Genomic DNA, 16,470 nt, shown 5'->3' with positions numbered 1-16,470 from the left:
CCGACAAGATGAACCTGGCCGTTCCTACCGAAGCCCCCGCCACCGCGGCGCCCCGCTGGCGCGACCGCACGCTGACCCCGGCGGAGCGCGCGGACGCCCTGATCGCCGAGATGACCCTGCCCGAGAAGCTCGGCCAGCTGGTCGGCCTCTGGGTCGGCGCCTCCGACGAGGGCGGCGACGTCGCCCCGCACCAGCACGACATGGAGGAGCCGCCCGACCTGGACGAGCTGCTCCCGAACGGACTGGGCCAGCTGACCCGCCCGTTCGGCACCCGCCCGGTCGACCCGGCGCTCGGCGCGCTCTCGCTGGCCCGCAGCCAGCAGCGGATCGCCGCCGCGAACCGCTTCGGCATCCCCGCCCTCGCCCACGAGGAGTGCCTGGCCGGCTTCGCCGCCTGGGGCGCCACCGCCTATCCGGTGCCGCTGTCCTGGGGCGCCACCTTCGACCCCGACCTGATCCGCGAGATGGCCGCCGCGATCGGCCGCGACATGCGGGCCGTCGGCGTCCACCAGGGCCTGGCCCCCGTCCTCGACGTGGTCCGCGACGGCCGCTGGGGCCGGGTCGAGGAGACCATCGGCGAGGACCCGTACCTGATCGGCACCGTGGCCACCGCCTACGTGCAGGGCCTGGAGTCGGCGGGCATCATCGCCACCCTCAAGCACTTCGCCGGGTACTCCGCCTCCCGCGCCGGGCGCAACCTCGCCCCCGTCAACATGGGCACCCGCGAACGCGCCGACGTCATCCTGCCGCCCTTCGAGATGGCCGTCCGCGAGGGCCGCCCGCGCTCCGTCATGCACGCCTACACCGACACCGACGGCATCCCCTCCGCCGCCGACGGCGAGCTGCTGACCGGGCTGCTGCGCGACACCTGGGGCTTCGACGGCACCGTGGTCGCCGACTACTTCGGCATCGCCTTCCTCAAGGTGCTGCACGGCGTCGCCGGGGACTGGGCCGAAGCCGCCGCCCTCGCCCTGGCCAGCGGCGTCGACGTCGAGCTCCCCACGGTCAAGACCTTCGGCGACCCCCTGCTGCGGGCCGTCGAGGACGGCACCGTCCCCGAGGCGCTGATCGACGGGGCGCTGCGCCGCGTCCTGGCCCAGAAGGCCGAGCTCGGCCTGCTGGACGAGGACTGGGACGCCGTCCCCGCCGTCCTGGCCGGACGTTCGCTGGACGACCCGGCCGCGCTGCGCGGCAGCGTCGACCTGGACCGCCCGGAGAACCGCGCCCTCGCCCGCGAGATCGCCGAGCGGGCCGTGGTCCTGCTCAGCAACGACGGCACCCTCCCGCTGCGCTCCCCGCGACGGATCGCCCTGATCGGCCCCAACGCCGACACCCCGACCTCCGTCCTGGGCTGCTACGCCTTCCCGGTGCACGTCGGCAGCCAGCACCCCGAGGTCCCCGTCGGCATCGAACTGCCCACGCTGCGCCAGGCGCTGGCCGCCGAGTTCCCCGGCAGCGAGATCTGGACGGTCGCCGGGACCGACGTCGACGGCACCGACACCTCCGGGTTCGCCGAGGCGATCGACACCGCCCGCCGCGCCGACGTGGTGATCCTCGCCCTGGGTGACCGGGCCGGACTGTTCGGCCGCGGCACCAGCGGCGAGGGCTGCGACGTGGAGTCCCTCGACCTGCCGGGCGTGCAGCAGCAGCTGCTCGACGCCCTGCTGGACGTCGGGACGCCGGTCGTCCCGGTGCTGCTGGCCGGCCGCCCCTACGCGCTGGGGCGCGCCGTCACCGAGGCCGCCGCCCTGGTGCAGACCTTCTTCCCCGGCGAGGCCGGGACCGAGGCGGTCGCCGGGGTGCTCAGCGGCCGGGTCAACCCGTCCGGCCGACTGCCCGTCAGCATCCCGGCCCGGCCCGGTGTCCAGCCCTCCACCTACCTGGCCGCCCGCCTGGCCGGCCCGAGCGAGGTCTCCAGCACCGACCCCACCCCGGCGTTCGGCTTCGGCCACGGCGTCGGCTACACCACCTTCGACTGGACCGACCTCCAGGTCGAACGGGGCACCGCCGGGACCGACGGCACGCTCGCCCTCTCCTTCGCCCTGCGCAACACCGGCGAGCGGACCGGCACCGAGACCGTGCAGCTCTACCTGCACGACCCGGTCGCCAGCGTGGTCCAGCCCGTCCAGCGCCTGATCGGCTACCGCCGGGTCACCCTGGAGCCCGGCGAGCAGACCCGCGTGCTGATCGACGTCCCCGCCGACCTCGCCTCCTTCACCGGACGCGACGGCCGCCGGATCGTCGAACCCGGCGCCCTGGAACTGCGGGTGGCCGCCTCCAGCACCACCGCCCACCTCACCGCCACCGTCCAGCTCACCGGCCCGGTCCGCCCCCTGGACCACACCCGCCGCCTCCACGCGGACATCCGCACCGCCTGACCCGCACCACCCCGACGGCCGCGCCCCCTCCCGCACCCGCGGGCAGGGGGCGCGGCCGCGTCGTCTCCGGCGCCGTTCCGGAGCCACGCCCGAGGGCACGGGGAGGGGCCGCCGGAGGGCGGCGGGAGGGCACCGGGAGGGGCGCCGGGGGTGCGGTGCCGCGGGGCCGGGGGGCTCCTCCGCGGGCGGCTGCGACCGCGCGGTGGGTCCGGCACAGCGGCGGGCGGGGCGCCGGGGGAGCCTTCCACCGGGTGTCCGGGTGTCCGGGTGTCCGGGGCCGGGAAACGGGCCGGCCCGCAGGGGCTCCCCGTGGGGGTGGGGGCTCCTGCGGGCCGGCTGTTCGGAGGGGGTGTTACTTCTTGCCGCCCGGGCGGGCGGCGAGGGCGAGGTCCTGCTGGAGGGTGTAGTAGGCGGGCTTGGGCGCCATGTTGACGTCGTAGAGCAGGCCGTAGCCGGTGCCGGCGAAGGTGCCGGGGATCCAGGAGTCGCCGTCGTAGACGCCCCAGGCGGTGAACGAGATGCACTGGTCGACCAGCTGGCAGGCCGTCAGCATCTGGGAGAACTCGTACGGCTGGGCGAAGGCGGCCAGCTGGCTGGTCGGGACCTGCTCGGTGGCGTTGTTGACGAAGGTCCGGACGTCGGCCTCGGTGACGGCCACCTTCAGGCCGAGGTCGCCGTAGGACTGCAGGTCGGCCTGGAAGCGCTTGCCGTCGAAGCCGTACTGGGTGTCCAGGTGGCCCTGCTCGCCGATGCCGTTGACCGGGACGCCCTGGGCGACGAGCTTCGCGAAGAAGTCGTGCACGGCCTGGAACTTGGCGTTGCTGCCGTCCTGGCCGGCGATGTTGTAGTCGTTGTAGAAGAGCAGGGCCTTCGGGTCGGCCTGGTGGGCCCAGCGGAACACGTCGGCGAGGACGCCCTCGCCCAGGTTCTTGATCCAGAAGTCGTCGCCGTTCAGGCCGTTGGGCAGCGGGTTCGGGTCCCAGGAGTTGGCGAACACCTCGTTGGCGACGTCCCACTGCCAGATCTTGCCGCGGAAGTGGGTGACCTCGTCGGTGACGTGCTGGTGCAGGATCTCGCGCAGCTGGTCCTTGGTGATGGTGCCGTTGTCGACGCCGGTGGTGAGCCAGGACGGCAGCTGGTTGTGCCACATCAGGGTGTGGCCGCGGACCTGCTGGCCGTGCTCCCCGGCGAAGGCGACCAGGCGGTCGGCGGCGGCCCAGTCGTAGGTGCCGCGGGTGGGCTCGACGGACTCCCACTTCATGGCGTTCTCCGGCGTCACGACGGAGAACTGGTCCGCGACGATCGCGGTGTACGGCTTGTCGCTGCCCAGGTGGGCGTCGTCGACGGCGGTGCCGATGCCCAGCTTCTGGCGGTCGCCGAGGGCGCGCAGCGAGTCGGCGGGGACCGAGGGCTTCTTGTTGCCGCCCTGGTCGGGGGCGGCGGACGCGATCGCGGAGGGGACGAGCGCGAGGACGGCAGCGGTGGCAACCGCGGCCGCGAGCTGGCGGCGTGGCTTCACAACGAACTCCTTGGCACCTGAGGGTGGTCGGGGAAGGAATTTCGAAACTTTCGATACATCGATCGAACTTCCAAGAAGCTAGTGCCGGAAATCGGCCCCAGTCAATAACACTGCACGTATCAGGAGTTGCCTCTTTCCTCGCGGGCCTTCCGGGTCAGTGGCCGGTCAGGGCAGGTTAGTACCGGAAATCGGACCGATGGGCCACGAGCAAAACTTTCAGGCGCACTATCGGAAGTTTTCATTGACGGGTCGGCCGGTCTCCGCCTACCCTCCTGCTCGGTGCGGCCCGCCGAAACGGACCTGCCCGCCGCACCGGTGCGGTGCGGCGGGCAGGGGGACGGGCCTCCGGTCGGAGCGGTGTCAGCCCTCGTTCTCCGCGGCGGGCAGGAAGGCACCGGGGACGTCGGCCGGGGCGAGGACGCGCTGCTCGCCGGGGTAGGGGGTGCTCCAGTCGTGGGCCTCGTACCAGGTGAGGTGGTTCAGCTGGGCCGGGTTGGCGCGGTCGGCTGCGGCGTCGGGCCCGGTCAGGTGCTGCTGCTGCTTCCAGTCCGACCACTTCCGCGCGGTCTCCGCCTCGGCGGCCGGGACGCTCCCGGTCGGGGCGGCGGCCGCCGCCGGGTCCTGCGGGGCGGGGACGTCGAGGCCGCAGGAGGGGGCGGTGGCCAGGCCGTTGGTGAGCGAGGTGCGGTTGGGCAGGGCGGTGAACGGGGTGTAGTCGGGGGTGCGGGTGAAGGCGCCGGTCATCGGGGTGGCCGCGGTGTCCTTCTGGTTCATCGGCTTGATCCCGAGGATCTGCTCGATGGTGCGGATCAGGTTGATCTGCGAGTAGTAGGTGCTGTCGACGGCGCCGTGCTGCGCGTAGGGGCTGATCACCTGGATCGGCGCGCGGTGCCCGTCGACGTGGTCCAGGCCCGCCTGCGAGTCGTCCTCGACCACGAAGATCGCCGAGCTCTTCCAGTACGGGCTGTGGGTGATCTCGTCGACGATCCGGCCGACCGCGAGGTCGTTGTCGGCGACCTGGGCGGCCGCGTTGGCGGGGCCGCCGGTGTGGTCGCTGGAGAGCCAGAGCATGTTGAGGTTCGCGGGGCCGTTGCGCTCGAAGTCCTGCTTCCAGATCTCGGCGCGGTAGACGTCCGGGACGCTGGTGTCGAACTTCGGGAAGGCGGGCACCGACACCGCGTTGAGCGAGGGGATCGGCGAGGAGGAGACCAGCCGGTAGGCCGAGGCGGCGCCGGTGGCGGCCATGGTCCTGCTGTCGCAGTACAGGTTCTGCCAGGTCGCGCCGGACGGCTTGGTGAGGAACTGGTGGAACTCGCCGAAGTCCCGCACCGACCGGCCCGCGGCCTGGGCGCCGCTCCACAGCGTGCCGCTGGCCTGGTGGCCGAGCGCGTCGTCCTCGGTGTCGTAGCTGCGCAGGTACTCGCCCGCCGAGGACTCGGTGTACTCCGGGTTGTCGGCCTGCATCAGCCAGTTGTGGCCCTCGGCGGAGTTGGTGCCGATGTCGTACGTGTTGTCGTACAGCCCGAACTGGGTGGCCAGCGCGTGCTGGTTGGGCGTCACGTTCGCGCCGAACTGGGCGAGCGACGCGTCGCCGTTGCCCTGCGGCAGGTCGCCGTAGACCTGGTCGTAGGTGCGGTTCTCCTTGACGATCAGGAAGACGTGTTCGATCGTCGACGGGTCGCCGATCCTGTCCGGGACGGGCACGGCCCTGGCCTTGTTGCCGGTGGCGAGCTCGGCCGCGTGGTGCGTCCAGTTGTTCTGCGCGAAGACCTCGGCGGTCCGCTTGCGGATCTCCTTGTCGCTCGGCAGCGTGAAGCGCACCACGCTGGAGGTGGTGTCGTGGGTGGCGTGCCCGGCCGCGGTGGTGGGGCGGCGGGCGTCGACGCCGCGGGTGTTGGCGACCAGGACGTCGTTGCCCGAGGCGGTGACCTCCGCGGGGAAGTAGTCGGTGGGCAGCAGGCCGACGTAGCTCGCCGGTTCCCGCGGGCCCGCGTACCGGTAGACGGCTATCGCGTTGGCCCGGCCGAGGGTGACCAGCAGGTGGCCGTCGTCGGTGAGGGCCACCGCGTTCGGCTCGTAGCCGATCGCGGCCTCGGACCACGGCCGGGTGGCGATCGTCTGGACGACCTGCTCGCTGCGGGTGTCGATCACCGAGACGCTGTTGCTCGCGGTGTTGGTGACGAACACCGCGCCGTCCTTGGCGTACACGGCGGTCGGGTGCAGGCCCACGTCGATGCTGCGCGGCGCGGCGGACCCGTCCGCCGGGTCGATCACGCTGACCGTGCCGGTGGTGGTGGCCCCGGTGTCCGGGTCGGCCGGGACCTGGGTGCCGTACGAGTTGATGGTGCTCTCGCCGGGCAGCGCGGGCCGCCCGCCCTCGTTGCTGACGTACAGCTTGCCGCCCGCCAGGGCCAGGCCGCGCGGCGCGTTGCCGACCGGCCAGCTGCGGGTGACGGTGCCCGCGGCGGTGTCGATCGCCACCACCCGGTTCTGGCCGTTGACCGCCGCGTACGCGGTGCGGCCGTCGGCGGAGAACACCAGCCCGGCCACCAGGGCCTGCTGCGCGCCGCTCTTGGCGATCTTCACGTACACCGGGCGGGCGACGCTGCCGTCCGGGGCGACGTCGAAGCGGGTGTAGCCGTCCGGCTGGGCCAGCCACAGCTGCTTCCCGTCGGGCGAGTACGCCGGGCCCTCCTGGCCGACGCTGTTGCTGCTGATCCGCGGGACGGAGGCGGCGCCGCTGCCGACCAGCTGCTGCACCTTCCAGGTCCGCACGTCCACGATCGCCAGCGCCGAACCGCCGTCGGTGACCGCGGCCGCCAGGTGGGTGCCGTCCGGGCTCACCGTCGAGGAGGTGATCTTCCCGTTGGGGACGACCAGCCGCTCGCCGTACGGGTCGACGTACTGGTTGTCGGAGACCAACAGGCCCTGCTCGTACGCCTGGCCGACCTGGCGGTCGCCGAACGGGTCGGCGTGCGCGAAGCCGACCCCGGCCCCGGCGGCCAGCACGACCGCGGTGGCGGCGGTGAGCACCGTCCGGGACAGGCGGCGGGGGCGGTGGGGGAGCGGGGCGTCGTCGCCGATCCGGCGGCGGGTGACCTGCATGACTGCTATCCCTTCGAAGGAGCCGGCAGCAGCTCGACGTTGCCGTCGAACTGCCAGAGCGGGTTGGGCGCGTCCCCGGTGGCGGTGCGCACCAGGAAGTAGCCGTTCACGTCCTTGGGCCCGTCGCCGTCGGCGACGTAGCGCCCGTCGGGGGCGACGTCGAGCTGGTAGACCGCCGTCCCGGTGGCCTCGGTGCCCGGCAGGTGCCAGGACACGGTGCAGCGCCAGTCGTTGCCCGGGCCCACCGGATCGACCAGGGTGCTGCCCTTGTCGCAGGCCACCGCCACCGCCAACTGCGCCTCGGTGACGTCCGGGCGGTTCAGCTCGGCGGCCTGCAGCCGGTACAGGTGGGCGAAGGCGGTCGCCACCGAACGCTGCACCTTCTGCTGGGTGATCCCGGAACCGGCGCCCCGGGCCAGCGGGGTCAGCACCCCGACGCCCAGCACCAGCAGCCCCGCCAGCGGCAGCGCGCCCAGCACCGCCGCCCGCCGGCCCGCACCGTCCTGCACCGGATTGGTGAAGTCCCGCCGCAGGAACAGCAGCCGGGCCGCGACGGTCGCCACCACCGCCCACACCAGGCCCACCGCGACCCCGACCAGCAGCGGACCGGCCTGGACCGGGGCGGTGAACAGGCCGTTCCAGGAGACGAACGCGTACCCGGGCAGCGCCAGCCGCACCCCCACCGGCAGCGGCAGCAGTTGCGCCGACTGCACCGCCAGCGCCACCACCGCGGGCAGCAGCAGCCCCATCGGGGAGCGCCCCAGCGCGACCGACCCCAGCAGGCCGATCCCGGCCAGCGCCAGCGTCGGTGCCAGCGCGCACAGCCAGGCCAGCAGGACGCGCGCGGCGGCGTCCCCCGGCGACAGCAGGTGCCCGTCCAGGCCCACCAGCGGACGGTCGCCCACCGCCAGCAGCCCGCCGACCGCACCCGACACCGCCAACCCCGCCACCAGCAGCACCAGCACGCTCAGCGCGGCCAGCGCCTTCGCGGCGAAGATCCGGCGCGGCGAGCGGACCGCCACCAGCAGGTGCCGCCAGGTGCCGAGCCGGTCCTCCGCGGCGAACACGTCACCGGCGACCACCGAGGTCAGCAGCGGCAGCGCCCAACTGCCGGCGAACCCGAGCACCACCAGCGGACCGGCCCACCCCGTGGCGTGCATCCAGCGGCCGAACAGGGTGTCGGTGGGCAGCGTCCCCTGCTGCGCCACCGCGGCGACGAACAGGCCCGGCGCCAGCCAGCAGGCGGGCAGCAGCAGGCGGATCCGCCACGGCGCGAACAGCTTGACCAGCTCGAAGCGGTAGACCCGGGCGAGCGGCACCGGGCCGGCCGGGGGCGCTCCGGGCACCGCCCCGGCGACGGGCGGGCTCCCGGGCGCGGCCTCGGTCCCGGTCCCGGCTTCGGTCCCGGCTTCGGCCCCGGCCTCGGTCCCGGTGCGGGCGGTGGTCATCGGCGGGCCCCTTCCGGCTGCGGACGCTGCTGCTGTTCGGTGAGGGCGAGGAACGCGGCCTCCAACGGCGAGACCACGGGCGCCAGTTCACGCACCGCGACGCCGTCCCCGACCAGCCGGGACACCAGGACGTCCAGCGCGGGCACCCGGGCGCGCAGCACCAGCCGTTCGGCGTCCGGGGGCGGCCCGGCGGGGTCGGGGTCGAGCAGCCGGACGCCGGGGGTCCCGGCGGCCGTCCGGCGGGCCGCCGCCGGGTCGGAGGTGAGCAGCCGGTAGTCCAGTTCGCGGTCCCCGGCGGCGAGTTCGCGCAGCGGGCCGGAGAAGGCGACCCGTCCGGTGGCGAGGATGGTGACCTCCGAGCAGAGCGCCTCCAGGTCGTCCATCCGGTGGCTGGAGAGCACGACGGCGGTGCCCTGCGCCGCGAGCCGGTGCAGCACCCCGTGCACGTGCCGCTTGCCGGCCGGGTCCAGCCCGTTGGCGGGCTCGTCCAGCACCAGCAGCCGCGGCCGGGAGAGCAACGCGGCGGCCAGGCCCAGGCGTTGGCGCATGCCGAGCGAGAAGCCGCCCACCCGGTCGTCGGCGACGTCGACCAGCCCGACCTGGTCGAGCGCGTCCGCGACGCCCGCCCGGTCCGCCGCCCGGTCCGCCGCCCGGCCGCGCAGCGCGGCCAGCGCGGCGAGGTTCTGCCGGGCGGTGAGCGAGGGGTACAGGCCCGGGCCGTCCACGAACCCGGCGACGCCCTCGGGAGCGGCCGGCGTCCGGCCGACCGGCGTGCCCAGGATCTCCAGGCTGCCGCGGTCGGCGGCCGCCAGCCCCAGCAGCAGGCCCAGCAGCGTCGTCTTCCCGGCGCCGTTCGGCCCCACCAGGCCGTGGATCCGGCCCCGGGCCACCGCCAGGTCGACGCCGTCGAGCGCGACGACCTCGCCGAAGCACTTGGTGACGCCGCGGGCCCGGACCGCGAGGAGTGCGTCCATGAAGTCCCTTCCTCCGTAGCCGAAGGAGACCCTAGGGACGTGATGACGCGCGGTCAGGAGGCGCTTCCTGAACGTTCACGGAACGGCGGGTGAGGAGCGTGTGCGTCCGTGGCGGGGGCGGGTGCGGTGCGGCCTACCGGGCGGGGGCGGCGGCGCAGGCCGGGTGGGTGCGGGCGCCGTAGGAGCGGGCGGCCAGGACCAGGGCGGTGCCCAGGCCGGTGAAGGCCAGGCCGCCGAACTCGACCATCCAGGTCAGCTGCCAGGAGGCGGTGAACGGGGGCTGCGGCTCGACCGGGTGCAGCACGCCGACGGCGGTCAGCGCGGCGATCGCGTTCAGCACCACCCCGTAGACCGCCAGCGGGACGCCGGTCAGCCAGGCCGGGACGAGCGGGAGCAGCCGCGGCACCCGCCGTCCGGCCAGCGGGAGCGTCCAGCGCGGGAACACCTGCCCCCACGGGTGCAGCAGCCCCAGCAGCAGGAGGAGCGCGACCAGGGCGGCCAGCACGGTGACGTCCACCCCGACCGCCGCGGTGGCCGCCGCCGCCCCCGACTCGCCCGGGGACACCGCCCGGTCCCAGGCCTCGGCGGTGACGCCGAGCGCGCTGCCGCCCAGCGTCCACACCGTCTTCACCCCGGCCCACGGCAGCAGCCCGCACACCAGCAGGTACGCCGCGGTCCTGGTCCGGCCCGGGGCCCGGGACGCGGCGGGGTGCACCAGCGGGCCGTCGACCGCGCCGCCGTGCGCCAGCCCGCAGCGCGGGCACCGGCCGCGCACCCGCCGCCGGTGGGCCAGCAGGACGAGCAGCAGCAGCGCGGCCCCGACGGCGTCCAGCACCACCTGCGCCAGCCCGGTGGCGCTCTCCGGTCCGGAGAGGGCCGCCAGGCTCACGAAGTGCACCGGCAGCCCGCTCGCCCCCACCGCGAACACGGCCACCGCCACCGCCAGCACACAGGTCGCCAGGCCCCGGCCGACCCGGTCGCCGAGCGCGGTCGGGCCGCTGCGGCCACCCGGGTCGGTCCGGTCGGCGCTGCCGTCCCGTCCGCCCGGGCGGGCGGTGGTCAGGGCGGCCGCGCCGGCCGCGAGGGCGAGGGCGGCGAGCAGCAGGAGCGCTACGGGCGGGTAGGCGGAGTGGGCCTTCCACGGGACGGTGGTGCGGGTCGCGGCCCAGCCGAGCTGGAGCGCGGCGTACCCGCCGGCCCACAGGGCGGCGACCGCGGGGGCCCAGGCGGGCCAGCGGCGGGGCCAGGACGGGCGGTGCGGGGTGCGGGCGGGGGTGGCCACCGTGACCTCCGGGTCTGTGCGGTGCGGTGCGGTGCGGGACGGGCCGGTGCGGGACGGCTCGGGCCGGTCCGGTTCGGTGCCTCCAGCCTCCCGGTCCGCGCGGGCGGTGGCGTCGGCCTCCCGGAGCATCGGCCCTCCCCCTGGGGGCGGAGGTCCGTTCGTGCGGGTACTTCTGACGGATGATCAGCTCCGGGCGTCCTCGCCCGCCGATGGACGACCCCGCCGTCAAGGGCCGGGGACCGGGTGGCCGCGGTGCCGGACGCCCTCGCACCCGGGCCGCCGGCACCGCCCACGAGACCGGCCTGGTCCGCCCCGGCGGCCCGTGACGGGTCAGCCCTCCTGCCGCCCGGCGTCCAGGTAGGCGAGGACGGCCCGGACCCGGCGGTTGGTGTCCTGGTCGTCGGCCAGGCCGAGCTTGGCGAAGAGCGCGGTGGTGTACTTGCTGACCGAGCCCTCGGAGAGGAACAGCCGGGTGGCGATCGCCGCGTTCGACAGCCCCTCGGCCATCAGCGCCAGCACCGCGCGCTCCCGGTCGGTCAGCGCGGCCAGCGGGTCGGCCCGGGCCGGGCGGCCCAGCAGCTTGGCGACCACCGTCGGGTCCAGTGCGGTGCCGCCGTCGGCGACCCGCTGGACGGCGTCCATGAACTGGGCGGCGTCCAGCACCCGGTCCTTGAGCTGGTAGCCGACGCCGCCGTGCCCGTCCGCGAGCAGCTCCCGGGCGTACAGCTGCTCGACGTGCTGGGAGAGGATCAGCACCGGCAGGCCCGGGAAGCGCTGACGGGCGGTCAGCGCGGCCCGCAGGCCCTCGTCGGAGAACGCCGGGGGCAGCCGGACGTCGACCACCGCCACGTCCGGCCGGTGGGCGAGCAGCGCCTCCAGCGCGGCGGGCCCGTTGTCGACGGCGGCGACCACCTGGTGGCCGTACGCCTCGACCAGGCGCACCATCCCCTCCCGGAGCAGGAAGAGGTCCTCGGCTACGACAATTCGCACGGCACCGCCACGGTGATACGAGTGGGTCCCCCGGCGGGGCTGTCGATCTCCAGCCGCCCGCCGAAGGCCGCCGCGCGGCGCTCGACGCCGCTCAGCCCGGACCCGGCGGACGCGGCCGCCCCGCCGATTCCGTCGTCGCTCACCGTAGCAGTCAACACCCGGTTCGCGTACGACAGTTCGATCCGGACCAGGTGGGCGTGCGCGTGCTTGGCGGCGTTGGCCAGCAGTTCCGCGACGGAGAAGTACAGCGCCGCCTCGACCGGGCGCTCGGGCCGCGACGGCACCTCGCTGACCACCTCCGTCTCCACCGCGGCGTCCAGCGCCAGGGCCCGGACGGCGTCCACCAGGCCGCGCTCGACCAGCACCGGCGGGTTGATGCCGCGCACCAGCGCCCGCAGTTCGGCCAGTGCCCCCGCCGAGGTGGCCCGGGCCTCGGCCAGCAGCCGCTTCGCCGCCTCCGGGTCCCGGTCGACCAGGTGCTCGGCGGCGCCCACCGACATGCCCAGCGCGACCAGCCGGGCCTGCGCGCCGTCGTGCAGCCCGCGCTCGATCCGCTCCAGTTCGGCGGCCTGGGTCTGCGTCAGGTCGGCCCGGATGCCCTCCAGTTCGGCCACCCGCCACCCCAGCCGGGTGGAGGCCACCGGCCCCAGCAGGCGGCGCCCCACCGGCCCCAGCACCCGCCAGGCGAACGGCGCCGCGGCCAGGCCCGCCAGCACCAGCGCCGCCCCGGCGGCGGGGCGGCCGGGCAGCAGCGCCGCGCCGAACCCCAGCCCCAGCAGCGGCAGCGCGGCCACCGGCAGCACCGTGACGGCGGCGGCCAGCATCCACACCCCGTCCCCGTGCAGCTGCGGGTCGTGGAACCGGGCGTGCACCGCGGCCCGGCGGCGGGCCTCCCGCTCGGAGCGGTGGTACTCCTGCCCGTCCCACCAGAACCCCGTGGCCATCCGGGTCACCGGCCGGGCCCGCCGGTACTCCACCGCCAGCTCCAGGCCCAGCCAGCGCGCCGCGCACCGGCGGGCCGCCCCCGCCAGCGGCCGGCTGGTGAACGGGTGCACCGTCCACACCGCCACCCCCACCCAGAGCGCCACCAGCAGGGTCTCCCCGAACACCGCCAGCGCCCGCAGCGGCAGCGCCGCCGTCGTCCCCGCCGACCACGAGTAGGCCAGCGCGGACCCCGCCCACCCCACCGGCACCGCGACCACCGCCAGCAGGCAGGTCGACGCCACCAGCACGGCCGAGCGCCACAGCCCGACCCCGACCGCGGCCGCCCACCGCACCGGCCCGCCCCACGAGACCCCGCCCACTTCCCGTCCCCTCCCACCGCGTCGAGTGGCACCGCCCCGGCGGACGGTGCCACTCGACCCTACGGAGCGGGCGGCCGGGCCGACATGGGCCTGCCCGTACGGCCGGGTGGGGCTGGGCCCACCCCGGATGGGTCGTGGCCCCGGGCCACCTGCCCGCGCAGGGCGTCGAGCCGGGCGAGGCGGGCGTCCAGCGCGGTCAGGGCGGCCGCCGTGTCGGAGCGCAGCCGGGCCCGCGTCAGGTCCAGCCGGTGCAGCAGGTGCTCCCAGCGGGCCTCGGGCGGATCGGCCGTCGGGGCCGTCGCGGTGCGGTCAGGCGCGGCGCCGGTTGCTGGCGTCGCGGAGCCGTTCGGTGCGGTCGGAGAGGGCGTCGAGGCGCGAGGCGAGGTGGTCGTGGTCGTCATCGAGGTGGGGGCGCATGTCGTGGAGGGGGGCGAGCAGGTCGGCGGCGTCGGCGGTGCCGAGCGCGGCGGTGAGGGTCTGCTGGGCGGGGCGGGCCTCGGGGCCGAGCCCGGCCGCGGTGAGCTGGGCGGCCAGGACGCGCAGTTCGGCGGCGTGGTCGCGGGCCCACGCGGTGACGGCGCGCTCGGCGGCCCGGTGGTCGCGGACGGCCTTGACCCGTCCCGCACCGGTCTCCGCGGCGGGGGCGGCCCCGCCGCGGCGCAGGCGCAGGTAGCGGTTCTCGGCGGCCTGGCGGCTGGCGACGCCCATCGGGTGCGCCAGGTCGGCCCAGGTGGCCCCGGCGGCGCGGGCGTCCTCCACCAGGCCGGCCTCCCACCCGGCGAGCTGGGCCCGCAGCTCGCGCAGCAGGACCAGGGCGGCGAGGGCCGGTTCGGGGCCGGGGGCGGGGTCGGGCGGCTCGCCGGTCGGTGCCCCCGCACCGGGCCGCTGGGCGGTGCGGACGGCGTCGTCGATGGTGGTCAGGGCCGCGACGGCGGCGAGCAGCGGCACCGGTGCGGCGGGCCGCTCGGGAACGGCGGGAACGGGGTGCGGCTTGCGACTCATACTGTCACCCTAACGACGACGCACCTGCTTTGTCATCCATCGGATGACGTGTTAGAACGGATCCAGGTGATGTGCACCGGCACCCTTTGATCCCACAGGAGGTGTTTCGCGATGCTGCTGCGCACCGACCCGTTCCGCGAACTCGACCGGCTGACCCAGCAGTTCCTGGGAACGACCGGCACCTGGTCGCGCCCGACCCCGATGCCGCTCGACGCGTACCGGGCCGGCGACGAGTACGTGATCTGCTTCGACCTGCCGGGGGTGGACCCGGAGGCGATCGACATCGACGTCGAGCGGAACGTCCTGACCGTCAAGGCCGAGCGCCGCCCGCGCCACCAGGGCGAGGACGTGCAGTGGGAGCTGTCCGAGCGGCCGCTGGGCGTCTTCTCCCGGCAGGTCGTGCTCGCCGACACCCTCGACCCGGACGGCATCACCGCCGAGTACGACGAGGGCGTGCTGACGCTGCGCATCCCGGTCGCCGAGAAGGCCCGGCCCCGCAAAGTGGCGGTCGCGCACAGCGGCACCCGCCACCAGCTCCAGGCCTGACCGGGCCCGGCTGGACCAGGCCCGGCCGCGCCGTACCCGCGGGCACGGCGCGGCCCGGCACCCCGGCAACCCAGGCCCGCCCCCGGCACGGGCGGGCCGATCCAGAACGGCGGGCAAGCCCATGGCGGACCGAGTGGAGAGCCCCTTCCCGGTGCGCGTCCGCGGCGAGGTCGACGCCGACACCGCCCCCCGGACGCACCGCGAACTGACCCGCGCCCTGGCCGAGCACCGGGAGGTGGTGCTGGACCTCTCGGAGGTGACGTTCATGGACTGTGCGGGCCTGCGCGTCCTGCTGGCGGCCGGCGAGCTGGCCGACCGGACGGGCGCCCGGCTGGTGCTGCGCGGCGCGGGCCGACCGGTGGCCCGGCTGCTGGAGCTGACCGGGCTGGACCTCGCCGGGCTGGAACGCCCCGGCGGGCCCCGCCCCCGCGCCGACCGGTCCGGTGCCCCCCGCCCCCGCGCCGCCCGCCCCCGCGCGGTCAGGGCCGGCCGGTGAGGGCCGGGTCGGCGGCGTCCAGGGACTGCAGGATCTGGTCGACGCTCTGCTTGGCGTCGCCGAACAGCATGCTGGTGTTCTCGCGGAAGAACAGCGGGTTCTGCACGCCCGCGTAGCCGGAGGCCATCGAGCGCTTGAAGACGACGACCCGCTCGGCCTCCCAGACCCTGAGGACGGGCATCCCGGCGATCGGGCTGGCCGGGTCGTCGAGGGCGGCCGGGTTGACGGTGTCGTTGGCGCCGATGACCAGGACGACGGAGGTGTCGGCGAAGTCCTCGTTGATCTCGTCCATCTCCAGGACGACGTCGTAGGGGACCTTCGCCTCGGCGAGCAGCACGTTCATGTGGCCGGGCAGCCGGCCCGCCACCGGGTGGACGCCGAAGCGGACCTCGACGCCGCGTTCGCGCAGGCGGCGGGTCAGGTCGGCGACGGGGTGCTGGGCCTGGGCGACGGCCATCCCGTAGCCGGGGGTGATGATCACCGACTCGGCGGCGGCGAGGAGTTCGGCGGCCTCCCGGGCGGCGATCTCGTGGTGCTCGCCCTGCTCGGCGTCCCCGCCCGCCGCGGCCTCGATGCCGAAGCCCCCGGCGATGACGGAGAGGAACGAGCGGTTCATCGCCCGGCACATGATGTACGACAGGTAGGCGCCGGAGGAGCCGACCAGCGCGCCGGTGACGATCAGCAGGTCGTTGTCGAGCAGGAAGCCCGCGGCCGCCGCCGCCCAGCCCGAGTAGCTGTTGAGCATCGAGACCACGACCGGCATGTCGCCGCCGCCGATCGAGGCGACCAGGTGCCAGCCCAGCAGCAGCGCCAGCACCGTGACGGCGACCATCAGGCCGAGGGAGGGCGAGGCGGTGAACCAGGCGGTGAGCGCGACGAAGGCGCCGAGCGCGCCCAGGTTGAGGGCGTTCTTGCCGGGCAGCACCAGCGGGCGCGAGGCGATCCTGGCGGAGAGCTTCAGGTAGGCGACCACCGAGCCGGTGAAGGTGACGGCGCCGATGAAGACGCCGATGAACACCTCGGCGTGGTGGATGGACAGCAGGTCGGCGGCGATCGCGGTCTGCGCGTCGCCGTGCCGCTCCACCTCCAGGTAGCTGTTCCAGCCGACCAGCACGGCGGCCAGGCCGACGAAGCTGTGCAGGACGGCGATCAGCTCCGGCATCTCGGTCATCTCGACCCGGCGGGCCCGCCACAGGCCGATCGCGGCGCCCAGCGCCATGGCCAGCAGGATCAGTGCGACGGCGCCCGCACTGATCGAGCGGGAGGCGACCACGACGGTGGCGGTCAGGGCGAGGGCCATCCCGGCGATGCCGTAGACCACCCCGGCCCGGGAGGTGCGGTGCTGGGAGAGGCCGGCCAGGCTGAGGACGAACAGCAGGGCGGCGACCAGGTCCGCGGCGTGCGCGGCGGTGAGGGAGGTCATCTC

12 protein-coding genes are annotated in these 16,470 nt (G+C 75.3%); 3 read left to right on the top strand and 9 right to left on the bottom strand.

Annotation, left to right across the window (positions count from 1 at the left end; all coding sequences use genetic code 11):
• Nucleotides 1-8: 8 nt before the first annotated feature.
• The gene (locus QSK52_RS24955; protein ID WP_285738444.1) at nt 9-2,378 is read left to right on the top strand and encodes a beta-glucosidase; all 2,370 of its coding nucleotides are present in this window, start codon (nt 9-11) and stop codon (nt 2,376-2,378) included.
• Between the two features lie 352 nt (nt 2,379-2,730).
• Here QSK52_RS24955 and QSK52_RS24950 read toward each other — a convergent pair whose 3' ends face one another.
• The 8 genes from QSK52_RS24950 to QSK52_RS24915 form a co-directional block, all read right to left on the bottom strand.
• On the bottom strand, nt 2,731-3,897 hold the full coding sequence (locus tag QSK52_RS24950; RefSeq protein ID WP_285738377.1) for an endo-1,4-beta-xylanase: 1,167 nt from the start codon (nt 3,895-3,897) through the stop codon (nt 2,731-2,733).
• A 360-nt stretch (nt 3,898-4,257) separates the two neighbouring features.
• Nucleotides 4,258-7,002: a bifunctional YncE family protein/alkaline phosphatase family protein gene (locus QSK52_RS24945; RefSeq protein ID WP_285738376.1), complete on the bottom strand. Its 2,745-nt coding sequence runs from the start codon at nt 7,000-7,002 to the stop codon at nt 4,258-4,260.
• Nucleotides 7,003-7,007: 5 nt separating this feature from the next.
• Nucleotides 7,008-8,450, bottom strand: coding sequence for an ABC transporter permease (locus QSK52_RS24940; protein ID WP_285738375.1), 1,443 nt, complete (start codon nt 8,448-8,450; stop codon nt 7,008-7,010).
• Nucleotides 8,447-9,424, bottom strand: coding sequence for an ABC transporter ATP-binding protein (locus QSK52_RS24935; RefSeq protein ID WP_285738374.1), 978 nt, complete (start codon nt 9,422-9,424; stop codon nt 8,447-8,449). The genes QSK52_RS24940 and QSK52_RS24935 overlap by 4 nt, the downstream gene beginning before the upstream one ends.
• A gap of 133 nt (nt 9,425-9,557) precedes the next feature.
• Nucleotides 9,558-10,835 (bottom strand): hypothetical protein, encoded by a 1,278-nt coding sequence (locus tag QSK52_RS24930; RefSeq protein ID WP_285738373.1) that lies wholly within the window; start codon nt 10,833-10,835, stop codon nt 9,558-9,560.
• A 201-nt stretch (nt 10,836-11,036) separates the two neighbouring features.
• Nucleotides 11,037-11,696, bottom strand: a complete 660-nt coding sequence (locus QSK52_RS24925; protein WP_285738372.1) for a LuxR C-terminal-related transcriptional regulator — start codon at nt 11,694-11,696, stop codon at nt 11,037-11,039.
• Entirely contained in the window at nt 11,681-13,000 is a 1,320-nt protein-coding gene (locus QSK52_RS24920) for a sensor histidine kinase (protein WP_285738371.1), read from the bottom strand. The genes QSK52_RS24925 and QSK52_RS24920 overlap by 16 nt, the downstream gene beginning before the upstream one ends.
• Before the next feature lie 309 nt (nt 13,001-13,309).
• Complete coding sequence (locus tag QSK52_RS24915) at nt 13,310-14,002, bottom strand: hypothetical protein (RefSeq protein ID WP_285738370.1); 693 nt, start codon at nt 14,000-14,002, stop codon at nt 13,310-13,312.
• Nucleotides 14,003-14,113: 111 nt separating this feature from the next.
• On the opposite strand from QSK52_RS24915, the gene QSK52_RS24910 reads away from it, so the two are divergent.
• Together QSK52_RS24910 and QSK52_RS24905 are read left to right on the top strand one after the other, a co-directional pair.
• Nucleotides 14,114-14,548, top strand: a complete 435-nt coding sequence (locus QSK52_RS24910) for an Hsp20/alpha crystallin family protein (protein ID WP_285738369.1) — start codon at nt 14,114-14,116, stop codon at nt 14,546-14,548.
• Nucleotides 14,549-14,669: 121 nt separating this feature from the next.
• On the top strand, nt 14,670-15,044 hold the full coding sequence (locus QSK52_RS24905) for an STAS domain-containing protein (RefSeq protein WP_285738368.1): 375 nt from the start codon (nt 14,670-14,672) through the stop codon (nt 15,042-15,044).
• Here the strand turns inward: QSK52_RS24905 and pntB are convergent.
• Nucleotides 15,028-16,467 (bottom strand): Re/Si-specific NAD(P)(+) transhydrogenase subunit beta, encoded by a 1,440-nt coding sequence (gene pntB, locus QSK52_RS24900; RefSeq protein WP_285738367.1) that lies wholly within the window; start codon nt 16,465-16,467, stop codon nt 15,028-15,030. The two genes, QSK52_RS24905 and pntB, sit on opposite strands and share 17 nt — an antisense overlap.
• Nucleotides 16,468-16,470 lie beyond the last annotated feature (3 nt).

The organism is Kitasatospora phosalacinea (assembly GCF_030268885.1).
GTDB classification, from domain to species: domain Bacteria; phylum Actinomycetota; class Actinomycetes; order Streptomycetales; family Streptomycetaceae; genus Kitasatospora; species Kitasatospora phosalacinea_C.
This window is presented reverse-complemented; position numbering and strand designations above follow the sequence as displayed.